The organism is Pseudochelatococcus sp. G4_1912 (genome assembly GCF_047501465.1).
Classification (GTDB): domain Bacteria; phylum Pseudomonadota; class Alphaproteobacteria; order Rhizobiales; family Beijerinckiaceae; genus Pseudochelatococcus.
Window position 1 is genome coordinate 951,719 of sequence record NZ_JAZDRL010000001.1, and the last position, 15,102, is coordinate 966,820.

At 55.8% G+C, this 15,102-nt stretch carries 12 protein-coding genes and 1 riboswitch; of the genes, 8 read left to right on the forward strand and 4 right to left on the reverse strand.

What is annotated here, in order from left to right; translation table 11 throughout:
* Positions 1–31: 31 nt before the first annotated feature.
* The 5 genes from aroQ to thiD all read left to right on the forward strand — a co-directional run bounded on the left by aroQ (position 32) and on the right by thiD (position 4,235).
* Entirely contained in the window at positions 32–502 is a 471-nt protein-coding gene (gene aroQ / locus VRZ32_RS04410; protein WP_414524484.1) for a type II 3-dehydroquinate dehydratase, read from the forward strand.
* A gap of 52 nt (positions 503–554) precedes the next feature.
* Positions 555–1,022 carry an acetyl-CoA carboxylase biotin carboxyl carrier protein gene (gene accB / locus VRZ32_RS04415; protein ID WP_414524485.1) on the forward strand — a complete coding sequence of 156 codons (468 nt, stop codon included), beginning with the start codon at positions 555–557 and terminating at the stop codon, positions 1,020–1,022.
* A gap of 3 nt (positions 1,023–1,025) precedes the next feature.
* Positions 1,026–2,399 carry an acetyl-CoA carboxylase biotin carboxylase subunit gene (gene accC, locus VRZ32_RS04420; RefSeq protein WP_414524486.1) on the forward strand — a complete coding sequence of 458 codons (1,374 nt, stop codon included), beginning with the start codon at positions 1,026–1,028 and terminating at the stop codon, positions 2,397–2,399.
* A 130-nt stretch (positions 2,400–2,529) separates the two neighbouring features.
* Positions 2,530–2,641: riboswitch (TPP riboswitch) on the forward strand.
* 76 nt (positions 2,642–2,717) lie between these two features.
* On the forward strand, positions 2,718–3,416 hold the full coding sequence (thiE, locus tag VRZ32_RS04425) for a thiamine phosphate synthase (protein WP_414524487.1): 699 nt from the start codon (positions 2,718–2,720) through the stop codon (positions 3,414–3,416).
* Positions 3,417–3,419: 3 nt separating this feature from the next.
* Positions 3,420–4,235 carry a bifunctional hydroxymethylpyrimidine kinase/phosphomethylpyrimidine kinase gene (gene thiD, locus VRZ32_RS04430; protein WP_414524488.1) on the forward strand — a complete coding sequence of 272 codons (816 nt, stop codon included), beginning with the start codon at positions 3,420–3,422 and terminating at the stop codon, positions 4,233–4,235.
* A gap of 112 nt (positions 4,236–4,347) precedes the next feature.
* Here the strand turns inward: thiD and dps are convergent, their stop codons facing one another.
* Entirely contained in the window at positions 4,348–4,836 is a 489-nt protein-coding gene (gene dps / locus VRZ32_RS04435) for a DNA starvation/stationary phase protection protein Dps (protein WP_414524489.1), read from the reverse strand.
* Between the two features lie 229 nt (positions 4,837–5,065).
* Here dps and VRZ32_RS04440 point away from each other — a divergent pair, with 229 nt between their 5' ends.
* From VRZ32_RS04440 to VRZ32_RS04450, 3 genes are all read left to right on the forward strand, one after another.
* Positions 5,066–6,751, forward strand: a complete 1,686-nt coding sequence (locus tag VRZ32_RS04440) for an NAD+ synthase (protein ID WP_414524490.1) — start codon at positions 5,066–5,068, stop codon at positions 6,749–6,751.
* 26 nt (positions 6,752–6,777) lie between these two features.
* Positions 6,778–8,142 (forward strand): glutamate--tRNA ligase, encoded by a 1,365-nt coding sequence (gene gltX, locus VRZ32_RS04445; RefSeq protein ID WP_414524491.1) that lies wholly within the window; start codon positions 6,778–6,780, stop codon positions 8,140–8,142.
* A 182-nt stretch (positions 8,143–8,324) separates the two neighbouring features.
* Positions 8,325–8,951 carry a helix-turn-helix domain-containing protein gene (locus VRZ32_RS04450; RefSeq protein ID WP_414524492.1) on the forward strand — a complete coding sequence of 209 codons (627 nt, stop codon included), beginning with the start codon at positions 8,325–8,327 and terminating at the stop codon, positions 8,949–8,951.
* A 238-nt stretch (positions 8,952–9,189) separates the two neighbouring features.
* On the opposite strand, the gene VRZ32_RS04455 is transcribed toward VRZ32_RS04450, so the two are convergent.
* Genes VRZ32_RS04455 through mutS form a run of 3 tightly spaced genes read right to left on the reverse strand, consistent with a single transcriptional unit; the run spans position 9,190 to position 14,897 of the window.
* Positions 9,190–10,572, reverse strand: a complete 1,383-nt coding sequence (locus VRZ32_RS04455) for a dipeptidase (RefSeq protein WP_414524493.1) — start codon at positions 10,570–10,572, stop codon at positions 9,190–9,192.
* 41 nt (positions 10,573–10,613) lie between these two features.
* Entirely contained in the window at positions 10,614–12,161 is a 1,548-nt protein-coding gene (locus tag VRZ32_RS04460; protein ID WP_414524494.1) for a helicase HerA-like domain-containing protein, read from the reverse strand.
* 27 nt (positions 12,162–12,188) lie between these two features.
* Positions 12,189–14,897 (reverse strand): DNA mismatch repair protein MutS, encoded by a 2,709-nt coding sequence (gene mutS / locus VRZ32_RS04465; protein WP_414525039.1) that lies wholly within the window; start codon positions 14,895–14,897, stop codon positions 12,189–12,191.
* Positions 14,898–15,102 lie beyond the last annotated feature (205 nt).

Below are 15,102 nucleotides of genomic sequence, written 5' to 3' on the forward strand. Positions count from 1 at the left end.
GCGCCACTCATGATGGATGAGCACCCACTGAATGGTCGCAGTTCATATCCTCAACGGCCCTAACCTGAACCTGCTCGGACGGCGCGAGCCGGGTGTTTATGGTCATCTTACGTTGGCCGATATCGAAGCGCGACTGCATCAACGCGCGAAGGCGCTTGGCAAAGCTGCGGGTATCACCATCGATCTAACCTTCGCCCAGACCAATGTCGAAGGCGAACTCGTTACCCTGATCCAGAATGCAGGCATTGCTGGCGCGGGCATTATCCTGAATGCAGGCGCGTATACCCATACGTCGATTGCTCTGCGCGATGCGATTGTCAGTGCCGAAGCGCTTGCAATTGAGGTGCATTTATCAAATGTGCATGCTCGGGAACAATTTCGCCATCATTCTGTGATTGCTGCAGTGGTGCGAGGGGTAATCTGCGGCTTTGGCGCTATTAGTTATGACCTTGCGCTTGAAGCTATCGTCAATTTATTGCAAGAGCGTGACGCACATCGTTAACCGCATCAGCGCTCCATAACCAAGGCGTACTGACCCATTGACTGAAGAAAGCATGGCAAAAATCAGCCCTATTGATCCAGAACTCGTCCGGGACCTCGCGCTGCTTATCGCGGAAACCGATCTGACCGAAATCGAGGTTGCCAAAGGCGACCTGCATATTCGCGTCGCACGCAATGTCACGGCCAACGTCGTGGTTCCGCAGATGGCAGCGCCAGCTCCCGTTGCGGCCTATGCACCGGCTCCAGCAGCTGCTGCGGCACCTGTTGCTGCTTCGGTTACGGACCATCCGGGTACCGTGAACTCACCCATGGTTGGCACCGCATACCGTCGCCCTTCGCCGGATGCAAAGCCATTCATCGAAGTGGGCTCCAAGGTGCAGGCGGGTGACAAGCTGTTGCTGGTCGAAGCTATGAAGACCTTCAACGACATTGTCGCGCCACGTTCGGGCACGGTCACTGCCGTGTTGGTAGAAGATGGCCAGCCGGTTGAGTACGGCGAGCCGCTGCTGGTAATCGAGTAATTAATGTTCGACAAGATCCTGATCGCCAACCGGGGTGAAATCGCGCTGCGGATTCTGAGAGCCTGTAAGGAACTCGGCATTTCCACAGTTGCAGTACATTCCACCGCCGATGCCAACGCCATGCACGTGCGCCTTGCTGACGAAAGCGTCTGCATCGGGCCGCCAGCCGCACGTGACAGCTATCTCAACATCCCGGCACTGATCGCCGCCTGTGAGATCACGGGTGCGGATGCGGTGCATCCGGGGTACGGGTTCCTGTCGGAAAATGCGCATTTTGCTGATGTGCTTGCCGACCACGGCATCGCCTTTATCGGCCCGAAGGCAGAGCACATCCGCCTGATGGGTGATAAAATCGAGGCGAAGCGCACGGCGCGTGCGCTTGGTATTCCGTGCGTTCCGGGTTCGGACGGCGGCATCACCGATGATGCTGAAGCGCATGAAGTGGCAGCCAAAATCGGTTATCCGGTATTGGTGAAGGCAGCTGCCGGCGGCGGCGGACGTGGCATGAAAGTGGCACGTGATGCAGCAAGCTTGAGCGATGCGCTCTCCACAGCCCGGATCGAGGCAAAGGCCGCCTTTGGCGACGATGCCGTGTATCTGGAAAAGTATCTCGAAAAGCCACGTCACATTGAAATTCAGGTGATGGGTGATGGTCGTGGTGGTGCGGTGCATATGGGCGAGCGTGATTGCTCATTGCAGCGTCGTCACCAGAAGGTGTGGGAAGAAGCCCCCTCACCTGCGCTTAACAAGGCTGAACGCGAGCGCATTGGCACTGTGGTCGCCAAGGCCATGCAGAAGCTGAAGTATCTCGGCGCAGGCACCATTGAGTTCCTGTACGAGAACGGCGAGTTCTACTTCATCGAGATGAACACCCGTATCCAGGTGGAGCATCCGGTGACGGAGATGATCACCGGCATCGACCTCGTTAACGAGCAGATCCGTGTGGCTTCGGGCGCTGCCTTGTCGATCAAGCAAGAAGACATCGTGCTTGATGGTCACGCTATCGAATGCCGCATCAATGCCGAGCATCCTTCGAATTTCCGTCCTTCACCGGGCACGATCACCTATTACCACCCACCGGGCGGTCTTGGTGTACGTGTGGATTCGGCGGTGTATCAGGGCTACAAGATCCCTTCGAACTATGACTCGCTTGTTGGCAAACTCATCGTGCATGGTCGCACCCGCACCGAATGCCTGATGCGTCTTCGCCGCGCACTTGATGAGTTCGTCGTTGATGGTATCGAGACCACATTGCCATTGTTCCGGGCGTTGGTGCGTAATCAGGACGTTCAGAACGGTCAGTACGACATCCACTGGCTGGAGCATTACCTCGACGCCGAAGGTCCTGCTGAGATCGAAGCTTTGCGCAAGGTCTGATATCGATCTTCGCGTCAGGTTGAAAACTATTCCAGAAGCAAGCACTGACCCTGTCGGTGCTTGCTTCTGGCGCATTTAGAGCGCCAGATTCACCGCAACTTGAATGCAAACTGCTCTAGTGCCACACTGCCGCATCTCCTTGGGGTGCCTGCGATCGTATGATTCGGGCTGAGAGGTTTCATACCAACCCACCGAACCTGAACCAGATCATGCTGGCGGAGGGAAGTGAGATATGCCTTGAAGCGTATGACGCAGGGCATTCCTTTCCAAAACGCATGATCGCCAGACATATCTCATGACGCCAGCGAGCCAAACCGCATGACGCTCTCTCCGGAAACGCCCCATAAGCCTCTCCCTGTTGATCTGCGTCTCTATGCTATCCTCGACCCCGAGCGCGCACGTGAACAGCCCTTGCCTGAACTGGCAGCCGCAGCGATCGCAGGTGGCGCCACCCTGCTACAATATCGCGACAAGCATGCTGACACGCGCAAATACATTGACACTACGCGGGCCATTCTTGCTGCCATCAGCGGGAAAGGTGTACCATTGCTGATCAACGATCGTGTTGACGTTGCAATGGCCGCCGGTGCCGATGGTGTGCACGTGGGGCAAGATGACATGTCCCCCGCTGACGCTCGCCGATTGCTGGGGCCCCGCGCGATCATTGGCCTGACGCTGAACAATACGCGCGAAGCTTTGGCAGCTGTGCAAGAGCCTATCGATTACGGCTGCATCGGCGGTGTTTTTGCAACATCTAGCAAAGATAACCCCAAGCCCCCGATTGGGCTTGATGGCCTTGCCGACATCATTGCAAATGCACGTATTGCAACACCAGCCCTTCCCTTAGGTGCCATTGCCGGCATTGATGAAAACAATGCCTCGACAATCATCGCCATGGGTGCGGATGGCATTGCGGTCATCTCGGCCATCTTGATGGCTGATGACGTTTCGGCTGCTGCACACCGTCTGCGCGTTATTATAGACGCAAGCCTTGCCGCTCGCGGCGCAGGAAGCTGAACGATGAGCACGCAAACAGCCCAAACCCCAATCGCCGTCACCATCGCCGGTTCTGATTCAGGTGGTGGTGCAGGCATTCAGGCGGATTTGAAAGCATTTTCTGCGCTCAAGGTTTACGGAGCGAGCGTCATCGCCGCGCTCACGGCTCAAAATACGATGGGCGTCACTGCAATCCACGATGTCCCTGCTGATTTCATCACAGCCCAGATTGATGCAGTTTTCTCTGATCTAACGGTCAGCGCCGTAAAAATCGGAATGCTATCGCGGCCAGAAACAATCAAGGCCGTGGCTGATGGCCTCACACGTTGGCATCAACGCGCGGTTGTGCTGGATCCGGTTATGGTTGCCGCCAGCGGCGACCGGCTGCTCAGCGAGGATGCTGTCACCACTTTGCGGGAAAAGCTGATTCCGCTAGCAACGATCATCACCCCCAACTTACCCGAAGCCGCTGTGTTGCTCAACACGAACCCAGCTGAAACCGAAGCCGAGATGTTGGCGCAAGCACAGGCACTGCTACAGCTTGGGTCCGGGGCCGTGCTGATCAAGGGCGGCCATGCACAGGGCGAAGAAAGCATCGACCTGCTGGTGGATGCATCGGGTGTGACACGCCTACCCGCCCCACGCATTGCCACGCGTAATACGCATGGTACGGGCTGTACTCTCTCTGCCGCAATCGCTGCAGGATTAGCACGCGGATTACCACAAACTGAGGCAGTGAAAGCGGCCAAGACCTATATCAGCCAAGCAATAGCTGCATCAGATCATCTCAACATCGGGCATGGCCATGGCCCCGTGCATCATTTCCACGCGTGGTGGTGAGAGCAGATATCCGCAACCTGCGTTCAACTTTATTATTTTAATGAACGCAAGTTGCGATGAGATATAGAGCTTAGAACACAGTTCTGATTCAATCAGAACGTTAGGCGCGCTATTATTTGTTAGTTTCCTGAAGATGCGCTTCAAGGAACCACAAATCCTTATCGAGCGCACGCGTTACCTCAGTAAACACATCAGAGGTCGCCAGATCGCCTGCTTCATCTGTTGTTGCAATAGCCTTGCGCGTACCCTTGGCGACTTCGGCGAATGAGCGAGCGAGATAATCGACATGCTCCAGGCCATCCGTGATCTGTAGCGGATAAGCCTTCAGTTTGGTGCCCTCAGCAGCAGCTTGCACTGTGCCGTGCGCGATACCACCCAAAGCTGTCAGCCGCTCAGCAATGGTGTCCGTATGCTCCAGAATATGCGCATAAAGATCATCAAAAAGTTCATGTAATGCGATGAAGTGCGGCCCCTTGACGTTCCAGTGCGCATGCTTGATCTGCGCACCCAGGTCGATAAATTGCGCCAGATGCTCATTCAACAAAGCAATCGACTTGGAACGAACGTTCTGCCCAAGGTCATTACGGGTTTTGATCGTCATCTTCAGCTCCTCGTTCGGGGGACGCATCATCGCACCCCACTCCACATGAACATCAACGTAAGCCTAACGGTTCCCGCCAGAGGTATGCAACCATGGGGAAATCTTTCTTATTCATATAAATTATATAGAATTTATATGAATAAGAAAACTGTTTACCTAGCCTGCGGTGAATATGGAGGCGCTTGAAATGCGCCTTTTCCTTTGTACAAACATGGTTTAAATCATTTGCATGACAGCTTTTCGCCCTGCTTTGCGTATTGCACTTGCGCAGCTCAATCCGATTGTCGGCGACATCGGATTTAATTTGGCACGTGCACGGCAAGCACGCCAGCAGGCAGCTGCAGAAAATGCTGATATCATTCTGTTTCCTGAACTTTTTTTAGCCGGTTACTCACCCGAAGATCTGGTGTTGAAACCCGCCTTTGTGACAGCCTGCCGCACTGCCTGCGAAGATTTGGCGCGTGATACCATCGATGGTGGTCCCGCTGTGCTCATCGGAGTGCCATGGCTGGAAAACGGCGAGCTCTATAACGCTGTCGCCTTGCTTGATGATGGGAAACTTGCAGGGAAAAGCCTGAAGGTTGATCTGCCAAACTACGGTGTTTTCGACGAAAAGCGTGTGTTCGCCACAGGTCCATCGCCTCAGCCATTGATCGTGCGAGGAGTGTGCATCGGCGTACCAATCTGCGAGGACATCTGGACACCTGGCCCTGTAGCGGCATTAAAAGATGCAGGCGCCGAGCTTCTTCTGGTTCCCAATGGCTCTCCCTATCGCCGCACTGTCGATGCGGAGCGCGAGGCCATTGCCCGCGCCCGTGTGAATGAAAGTGGCCTCCCCCTGGTGTATCTCAATCAGATCGGCGGGCAGGATGAGCTGGTATTCGACGGCGCATCCTTCGTGCTGAATAGCGATGGCACCCGCGCCGTACAGATGCCTGCATTCCGCGAGGCCATGACCATCATAGAAGCGCAGCATACAGCGCAAGGTTGGCACGTGGTGCCGCAAACCCTTGTGCAGCTTGAGCGCGATGAACAGGCGGATTATGCAGCCTGCGTGCTTGGCTTGCGCGATTACGTTAACAAGAACCGTTTTCCGGGCGTTGTGCTGGGTTTATCAGGTGGTGTTGACTCGGCTCTGGTTGCCGCAATGGCGGTTGATGCACTGGGCGCGGAGCGCGTGCATTGTGTGATGCTGCCCTTCCGCTATACATCTTCCGAGAGCCTTAATGATGCTGCAGCCTGCGCAAAACTGCTTGGCGTGCGCTATGATATTCTGCCGATTGCGCCTGCGGTCGAGGGCTTTGAGGCAGCGCTTGCGCCATTGTTCGCAGGCATGCAACGCGACACTACCGAAGAGAACCTGCAAAGCCGCGCACGCGGCACCATTCTCATGGCGATCTCCAACAAGTTCGGCGCCATGGTGCTCACTACCGGTAACAAGTCTGAGGTAGGCGTTGGTTATGCTACACTTTACGGCGATATGAACGGTGGCTTCAACCCGCTGAAAGACCTCTATAAAACCGAGGTATTCAAGCTCTGCACCCTGCGCAACCACTGGAAGCCAGAGAGCGCGATGGGGCCGGATGGCATGGCTATCCCCGAGCGCATCATCACCAAGGTACCCACGGCAGAGTTGCGCGAAAACCAGACCGATCAGGACTCGCTGCCGCCCTACGAGGTGCTTGATGACATACTCCACGCACTTGTTGAAGAAGAACTCTCGCTTGCAGCCATCGTTGCACGTGGTCATGATGCGCAGATTGTGCAGAAAGTGCAGCGCCTTCTCTACATAGCTGAATATAAACGCCGCCAGTCCGCGCCGGGCGTTAAAGTAACCCGGCAGAACTTTGGCAGAGACCGCCGTTACCCCATCACCAACGGTTTTCGCGATACCCTTGAGCCTAACTCCAAGTAACCGCAGCCACAGATGATCGCAGTTCCATGAAAAAAAACCAGACGCCGACTGTCCGCTTCGCTCCTTCTCCAACAGGCTTTCTGCACATCGGCAATGCCAGGCCTGCGTTGATGAACTGGCTCTTTCGCCTGCGCCATGATGGACGTTTCATTCTGCGGCTTGATGATACCGATGGCCTGCGCTCAACGGACGAGTTCGCCCAGGCCATTGTGGAAGATTTGACCTGGCTTGGCATTCTACCTGATGCGTTCTTCCGCCAGTCTGATCGATTCTCGCTTTACGATGCAGGGGTCAAGCGCCTCATTGATGATGGCCGGCTCTACCCCTGCTACGAAACGGCAGATGAACTTGACCGCCGCCGCAAGCGCCAGATGGCGCGTGGCCTTCCGCCAACATATGACCGGGCAGCACTCAAACTTTCCGGCAGCGAACGTGCCGCGCTTGAGGCTGAAGGTCGGCGCCCGCATTGGCGCTTTCTGCTCGATCATAAGGTTGTTGAGTGGGAAGATATGGCGCGCGGCACAGTCAGCATTGATTGCGCTTCCCTGTCTGACCCAATCCTGCGGCGGGAAGATGGCACCTACCTCTATACCTTGCCATCGGTGATCGATGATATCGACCTTGGCATCACGCATGTGATTCGCGGTGAAGATCACATTACGAATACAGCTGTGCAGATCCAGGTGTTTGAGGCACTGGAAGGTGCGGTGCCCACTTTCGCACATCATAACCTACTCACCACCGCCAGTGGCGAGGGACTTTCCAAACGCCTTGGCCATCTGTCGTTACGCCACTTGCGTGAAGCGGGGATGGAGCCAATGGCTGTAGCTTCGCTCGCCGTGCTTGTTGGGTCATCAGAAGCAGTTCGCCCTGTTTCTTCTATGGAGGAGCTCGCACAGGTTATTGACGTCACCCGCCTTTCACATGCGCCAGCCAAGTTCGACGAAAAAGAGCTCGCAGCCCTTAACACCAAGCTCCTGCACGAACTACCCTATGAAGCCGCAAAAGATCGGTTGGCATTACTCAATGTCGGCGGTGGCGAAGAATTCTGGAATGCCGTGCGTGGCAATATCGTGCGTATGACAGATGCACTGGTATGGTGGGAAATCGTTAGCAAGCCGATAAAGCCCGTCATTGAAGATAGCACCGTACCGCTAGCAGCAGCACATAAACTGCCTGACGGCCCTTGGAATAAAGAAATGTGGTCGCCTTTTACCTGGCAAGTGTGGACACAAGCCATTATCGCCGAAACAGGCAAGAAGGGCAAAGAACTGTTTCGCCCCCTGCGCTTGGCGTTAACCGGACGCGAACATGGACCGGAAATCGCCAATCTGCTTCCTCTTATAGGCCACGAACGCGCCCTTGCGCGTCTGGAAGGGCGGGAAGCCTGATTATTTATACCTTTGGTGGAACGCGCGTTTACCCATCTTGCGGTTTAAATGCAGGGAATGCGCTTTCGCTATTGACGCTTGCGTCCGACTGGTGACATGTCGTTCTATGGATCAAACGAACGTCCGCTTTGCGGAATATGCGTTTTCTCCATTAACGACATCGGCATCAGCAAGGGATGACAATGGCGATTGAAACTGAAGGTGGACGCGAGCGGATACGCGATATTGATGCGGGCGCGCATATACTGTCTGGCCAGCTTGGCAAGACCGTGCAGCGCCTGCGCAAAGCGTACAATCTTTCGTTATCCGAGCTTTCCGAGCAATCGGGCGTTGCCAAATCCATCATCAGCCAGATTGAGCGCAACGAAACCAACCCGACATTGGCCACTATCTGGCGGCTGTCGCAGGCGCTTGATATCTCTATTGATCGCGTTCTGACAACCGATACCGATGAACCATTCATTGAAAAGATAACGCGCCCTGATACGCCCATCCTTGTTTCGGATGACGGCCGCATGCGGCTTGGCATCATTGGCTGGATCAAGACTGTGGAATGGCTGCAATGGTATGATCTTACATCCGAGCCCGGTGGAGTGCTGGATTCAGATGCTCATCAGCGCGGTTCGGTCGAGAATCTTTCTGTTGTTGAGGGTACGTTTGAGGTCGAGATTGCCGGCATCCGACAAGAAGCCCGCGCGGGCGAAAGCCTGCGCTACCGCTGCGACCGCCCTCACACCATCCGCTGCACTAGCTCCACCCCGGGGCGCGCCATTATGGTGTGTATCCTGAAAGCCGCTGTGATGGACTAGAGCGCCAGACGTTCTGATAAAATCAGAATTGCGCTCTAATCTTTATTTCACCGCAACGAACATTCAATTTGATCATCAACTTGAATGCAAACCGGGCGCTATGGTGGCCTGCAAATAGTGGCTTTCTGCGCTTCCGTGCTCACGTACAGCTGCACGCCGAGCTGCGGCGCTGGAAAACCACCATTTTCAACTCACCCTGACGCAAAGCTCAACACCTTCTGGAGGATGTTTAAGCAGCTTATTCAGCAAGCGCCTGCAAAATACGCGCCCATGAGCGTGCACCTTTATGGAAGCTCTTGAGAGAGTATTTCTCGTTCGGCGAGTGGATACGGTCGTCATCGAGACCGAAACCGATCAGTAGCGGATCAGAACCAAGGCGGTTCTTGAGCGTAGCGATAATCGGGATAGACCCGCCGCCGCCGATGGTCACAGGCGCCTTGCCCCACTCTTCCTTCAGCGCCCCCGCAGCCTTCAGCAGCATCGGGTTATCAAGCGGCAACGACACCGCTGGCGCCCCATCACCGGAACCAAACGTAACCGAAGCATCTTTCGGAATGATACGGCGCACGAAAGCGCGGAAAGCATCGCGCACAACAGCGGGGTTTTGATCGCCCACCAGACGGAAGGTGATCTTGGCACTGGCCTCCGCCGGAATAACGGTCTTCGAACCTTCGCCCGTATAGCCTGCGATGATACCATTGATATCAAATGATGGACGCGACTGGATCTGCTCAATCACGTAGCGATCTTTTTCACCCGCTGGCTCTGACAGGCCGACCGGCCCCAGGTAAGACAACGCATCCAGCCCCAAAGAGCGCCAATGCTCGCGCACTTCTTCCGGTATCTCTGGCACGCCATCATAGAAGCCGGGGATGGTGATGCGTCCTTCCTTATCGCGCAGCGCAGCGATCACGCTGGCGAGCACATGGATAGCATTTTGTGCCGCACCACCAAACAGCCCCGAATGCAGATCCCGATCAGCTGTACGAATGACGATCTCATCATGCACAAGCCCGCGAAGACCTGTGGTAATAGCAGGCGTGTCTGCATCCCACTGATTGGTATCGCAAACGAGAACGACATCAGACTGCAGCTGAGGCAGGTTTGCTTCAACGAACTCGGGCAGATTGGCCGAGCCAACCTCTTCCTCACCCTCGATCATCACCGAAACATTCACCGGCAACTTGCCCGTAACTGCTTTCCATGCGCGCAAAGCCTCAAGAAACGTGAGTATCTGCCCTTTGTCATCGGCCGCACCGCGGGCGCGGATCACCTTGCTGCCATCGGCCAGGGTATCGATCTGCGGCTCGAACGGCTGGCTGTCCCATAGCTCTAAAGGATCGACAGGCTGCACGTCATAATGGCCATAGAAAAGCACATGCGGCTTTGATACGCCCTTCTGATGCCCAAGCACAACGGGATGCCCCCCTGTAGGGTGTACCTCAGCAGCAAACCCCAACCCGGTGAGCTCGGCCCTTACATGCTCGGCAGCGCGGCGACACTCTTCGGCATGCGCCGGATCGGTCGAGATGGAGGCGATGCGCAAAAAGGCAAACAGGCGCTCCAACGAGGCGTCGAGATTGTTATCGATATGGGCCAGAACAGCATCAAGCTGCGACATTTCTTTTCAGTCCTTCTAGAAAATTTAGTTATTTTAGTTATTTAACGCCTCAGGATACCACCCAGCGTGCCCCGCACAATGGCACGTCCGATAGTTCCCCCCGTTTTACCACCGATAGAACGACCAAGGTCAGCTGCAATCTGCCCAACAACACGGTTTGTGACAGTGCGGGTAACATCCCGCGCAATCACCTGCCCTGTTGACAGCTTCTGGCCACGTGGGCGGGCGGTACCGAAGAGCGAACCCAGAAAACCGCCGATACCACCAAGTATACCTTCCTCAGCCTGCGGTGCATTCGCAGCCTCAGTTGCTTGCTCCGCTCGCCCCGCAAGCACCTCGTATGCTGACTCACGATCAACAACCGTATCATATTTGCCGCGTAAAGAACTGGCCGCAATAATCGCTGCCCTTTCAGGTTGGGTGAGTGGTCCAACGCGCCCCGAAGGTGGTGCAATCAATGTTCGCGATACCATTTCTGGTGCGCCCTTCTCATCCAGAAGTGAGACAAGCGCCTCGCCAACTGCAAGTTCAGTAATGGCTTTTTCCGTGTTGAAGGCCGGGTTCTGGCGGAAGGTTTCCGCAGCTGCACGCACTGCTTTTTGATCACGCGGGGTAAAGGCGCGCAGGGCATGTTGCACGCGATTGCCCATCTGCCCCAGCACGGTCTCCGGCACATCTAGCGGATTTTGCGTCACGAAATACACGCCAACGCCCTTGGAACGGATCAACCTGACCACACGCTCCACAGCATCCAGCAGCGCCTTGGGTGCATCGTCGAACAAAAGGTGTGCTTCGTCGAAAAAGAATACCAGCACCGGCTTTTCGGGATCACCAATTTCCGGCAGTTGCTCGAACAATTCCGACAATAGCCACAGCAGGAACGTGGCATAGAGGCGCGGATTATTCATCAGCTGATCAGCAGCAAGGATGTTGACGACACCACGCCCATCACGATCCGTGCGGATGAGATCATCGATGCTCAGCGCTGGCTCGCCGAAAAATTTATCGCCGTTCTGGTTTTCGAGCACCAACAGGCGGCGTTGAATTGTACCAACCGACTGCTTGGCAACATTGCCATATTCGGCACTGAACTGCGCTGCATTTTCAGAGACATGGTTGAGAAGCGCCCGCAAATCCTTAAGATCAAGCAGCAACAGCCCTTGTTCATCAGCCACGCGGAAGACGATGTTGAGAATACCCTCCTGCGTCTCGTTGAGATCCAGCAATCTTGAGAGCAGCAGCGGCCCCATATCCGAGATGCTGGCACGCACCGGGTGCCCCTGCACGCCAAACACATCCCAAAACGTCACCGGGAAACGATCAGGTGTATAGGTTACACCGATCTCCTCGGCCCGCTTGATAAACGGTGCAGCACCCTCGCCAGCTGCGGCCATCCCGGATAGATCGCCTTTGATATCTGCTGCAAATACCGGCACACCGGCATTGGAAAATCCTTCCGCGAGCACCTGAAGGGTCACGGTCTTGCCGGTGCCGGTTGCACCCGTCACAAGGCCATGCCGGTTGGCGCGCTTGAGCAGCAGCGTCTCGGGCTTATCGCTCTTTCCGATCAGAATCCCTGCATCCGCCATTTGGGCAATCCTTAAGGTTAGTTGCTTTTACCCTATCTTTTCATCGGCTTCGGTGCGACGCAAGCCCTTGAGACGGTAGAGCGCTTCCAGTGCCTCACGCGGGGATAGCTCATCTGGTAGAATACCATCCAATGCCTCGCGAAGCACGTCCGGCCCCGCAACTGTAATGGGTGCTGCAGCAGGCGCGGCAAAGGCAGAGAAAAGCGGTAGATCATCAATCAACGCACTAACCGGCTTTTCCCGTTCGCTCTTCTCCAGCTCATTCAGGATGGCGCGAGCGCGCGTGATGACCTTTGGCGGCAAACCAGCAAGCTTTGCCACTTGAATCCCGTAGGAGCGATCAGCCGCACCCGGCACAACCTCATGCAGAAACACCACATCGCCCTGCCATTCCGTCACGCGCACAGTGGCATTCGATACGCGCTTCAGCCTGTCAGACAGCGCCGTGAGCTCGTGATAATGCGTGGCAAATAGCGACCGGCAACGGTTGCTCTCATGCAGATGCTCAATCGCCGCCCATGCTATCGAAAGACCGTCAAAGGTGGCCGTGCCACGTCCGATTTCGTCGAGGATCACAAGTGAGCGTTCGCCTGCCTGATTAAGGATGGCGGCAGTTTCAATCATCTCGACCATGAAGGTAGAGCGTCCACGCGCCAGATCATCCGCTGCACCAACGCGGGAGAACAGGCGGTCAACGACGCCGATCTGCGCTGATTTTGCCGGCACGAACGCACCCATTTGCGCCAGCACCACGATCAGAGCGTTTTGGCGCAGGAAGGTCGATTTACCCGCCATGTTCGGACCGGTGATCAACGTAATGCGCCCCGCCTTGGCCGATCCGGGTGGAGACAAGTCACAATCGTTGGCAACAAATGCCACGCCATTACGCTTGCAAGCTGCTTCCACCACAGGATGCCGTCCACCTTCAATGTTGAAGGAAAGGCTTGCGTCGACATGCGGGCGAGCCCAGCCAAGATCAGCTGCGAGATCGGCAAGTGCAGCGGTAACATCGATGACTGCCAAAGCAGAGGCCGCTTCCTTAATAGCCTCTGCATGATGGGACATGTTCTCCACCAGCTGGTCGAATACTGCGAGCTCAATTGAGCTTGCCCGATCCCCCGCAGAAGCGATACGCGCCTCAAGCTCACCCAGCTCCACCGTTGAGAAGCGCATCGTGCCGGCCATTGTCTGGCGATGGACGAAGGTTTCATTCAGCGGCGCACGCACAAAAGCCTCGCCAGCCGCTTGCGGCACCTCAACGAAATAACCGATCAGATTATTGTGCTTCACCTTGAGTTGGCGACAGCCACTTTCGTCTGCATAGCGTGCCTGAAGGGCAGCAATTACTTTACGCGAATCTGCCTGTAACATACGGGCTTCATCAAGATTGGCGTCATAGCCTTCGCGCACAAAGCCACCATCGCGCTTGAGCAAAGGCAGCTCATCCGCAAGTGCAGCAGACAGTGCCTTGCCCCATTCAGGATCGAGGGCAGCCAGGCTGCTACGCGCGCCTTCAAGCTCAATAGGCAGAATTGCTACATGCTCAAGATAATTGGCAATGACCAAAGAAGCGGTCAGCCCATCTCGCACAACAGCTAAATCACGCGGGCCACCCCGGCCCAGCAACAACCGGGAAAGTGCACGCGCCATATCGGGCGCCGAGCGTAACAATCCCCGCAAGCGCTCACGCAGCACCATATCGTCAGACAGCGCCTGCACAGCATCTTGCCGATGGCTGATCGCAGCAGCATCCGTCAATGGCCCGGCAAGGCGCTCAGCCAATAGCCGTCCCCCACCGGGTGTAAGCGTGCGATCAATCGCGGCAAGCAAGCTGCCTGCACGTTCGCCAGATAAAGTGCGGGTGAGTTCGAGATTGGCGCGCGTGGCAGCATCAATAGCAAGCCCGGCCCCTTCCACCTCACGTGCAGGCGGCGATAACGGCGGACGCGAACCAAGCTGTGTGCGCTCCACATAGGCGATGATGGCTGCTGAAGCCGCAAGTTCACTGGGGCTGAACTGGCCAAAGCCCGCCAGATCCGAAACCCCGAAATAATCCTTCAACCGCCGTTCGCTTGAAGCCGAATCAAGCCCCTCATGCGCCATGGGGGTGACAGATGCCCGCTGCTCCTGCCAATAAGCACGCAGTCCCTCGTCATCCAGAACAGCATCCGGAACAATGATTTCGCGTGGTTCAAGCCGGGCAATCTCTGCCATCAGTGCATTGGCTGAAACTTCGGACACCGTGAAGCGCCCCGTCGAAATATCTGCGGCAGCAACGGCATAGCACCATTGCGTTTCCGATATCCGGCGACGGGCAACAGCTGCCAGCCAATTGGATCGGCTTGGCTCCAGAAGCCGATCTTCAGTGATCGTGCCCGGCGTGACCAACCGCACGACAGCGCGGTGAACAACTGATTTGCTGCCCCGTTTGCGGGCCTCGGCAGGATTTTCCATCTGCTCGCAAACAGCCACCCTGTGGCCCGCCGCAATGAGGCGTTCAAGGTAATCCTCTGCCTTATCCACGGGCACGCCGCACATCGGGATATCTTCACCCAGATGCTTGCCGCGTTTAGTCAGCACAATACCGAGCGAGCGAGAGGCGATTTCGGCATCACCGAAAAACAGCTCATAAAAATCACCCATGCGATAAAACAGCAGGGTATCCGGGTGCGCGACCTTAATTTCGATGTATTGCTGCATCATCGGCGATGGCTTATCAGCCACGCTTACAGGCATAGCTGCTTCAATAGCCGGTGCATCAACGGTGTATGGTGAAGCGGATGTTGTTTTTGATAAGCGGATCATCGCGGAAAGTTAACAGACCCTGTTGCACCTTTCATCTATCTGCACCAGTCGACCATGCACGAAACAGTGGAGAACCCCGCTTGAGACTGCACAGACGCATCGATATGGTGCATTCAGATAACAAACACTAACAAAA

Coding starts and splice junctions, on each gene's coding strand:
- accC (WP_414524486.1), top strand. CDS start 1,026: ATGTTCGACAAGATCCTGATCGCCAACCGGGGTGAAATCGCGCTGCGG.
- VRZ32_RS04455 (WP_414524493.1), bottom strand. CDS start 10,572: ATGTCGCAGCTTGATGCTGTTCTGGCCCATATCGATAACAATCTCGAC.
- thiD (WP_414524488.1), top strand. CDS start 3,420: ATGAGCACGCAAACAGCCCAAACCCCAATCGCCGTCACCATCGCCGGT.
- VRZ32_RS04450 (WP_414524492.1), top strand. CDS start 8,325: ATGGCGATTGAAACTGAAGGTGGACGCGAGCGGATACGCGATATTGAT.
- accB (WP_414524485.1), top strand. CDS start 555: ATGGCAAAAATCAGCCCTATTGATCCAGAACTCGTCCGGGACCTCGCG.
- gltX (WP_414524491.1), top strand. CDS start 6,778: ATGAAAAAAAACCAGACGCCGACTGTCCGCTTCGCTCCTTCTCCAACA.
- VRZ32_RS04460 (WP_414524494.1), bottom strand. CDS start 12,161: ATGGCGGATGCAGGGATTCTGATCGGAAAGAGCGATAAGCCCGAGACG.
- dps (WP_414524489.1), bottom strand. CDS start 4,836: ATGACGATCAAAACCCGTAATGACCTTGGGCAGAACGTTCGTTCCAAG.
- VRZ32_RS04440 (WP_414524490.1), top strand. CDS start 5,066: ATGACAGCTTTTCGCCCTGCTTTGCGTATTGCACTTGCGCAGCTCAAT.
- thiE (WP_414524487.1), top strand. CDS start 2,718: ATGACGCTCTCTCCGGAAACGCCCCATAAGCCTCTCCCTGTTGATCTG.
- mutS (WP_414525039.1), bottom strand. CDS start 14,897: ATGCCTGTAAGCGTGGCTGATAAGCCATCGCCGATGATGCAGCAATAC.
- aroQ (WP_414524484.1), top strand. CDS start 32: ATGGTCGCAGTTCATATCCTCAACGGCCCTAACCTGAACCTGCTCGGA.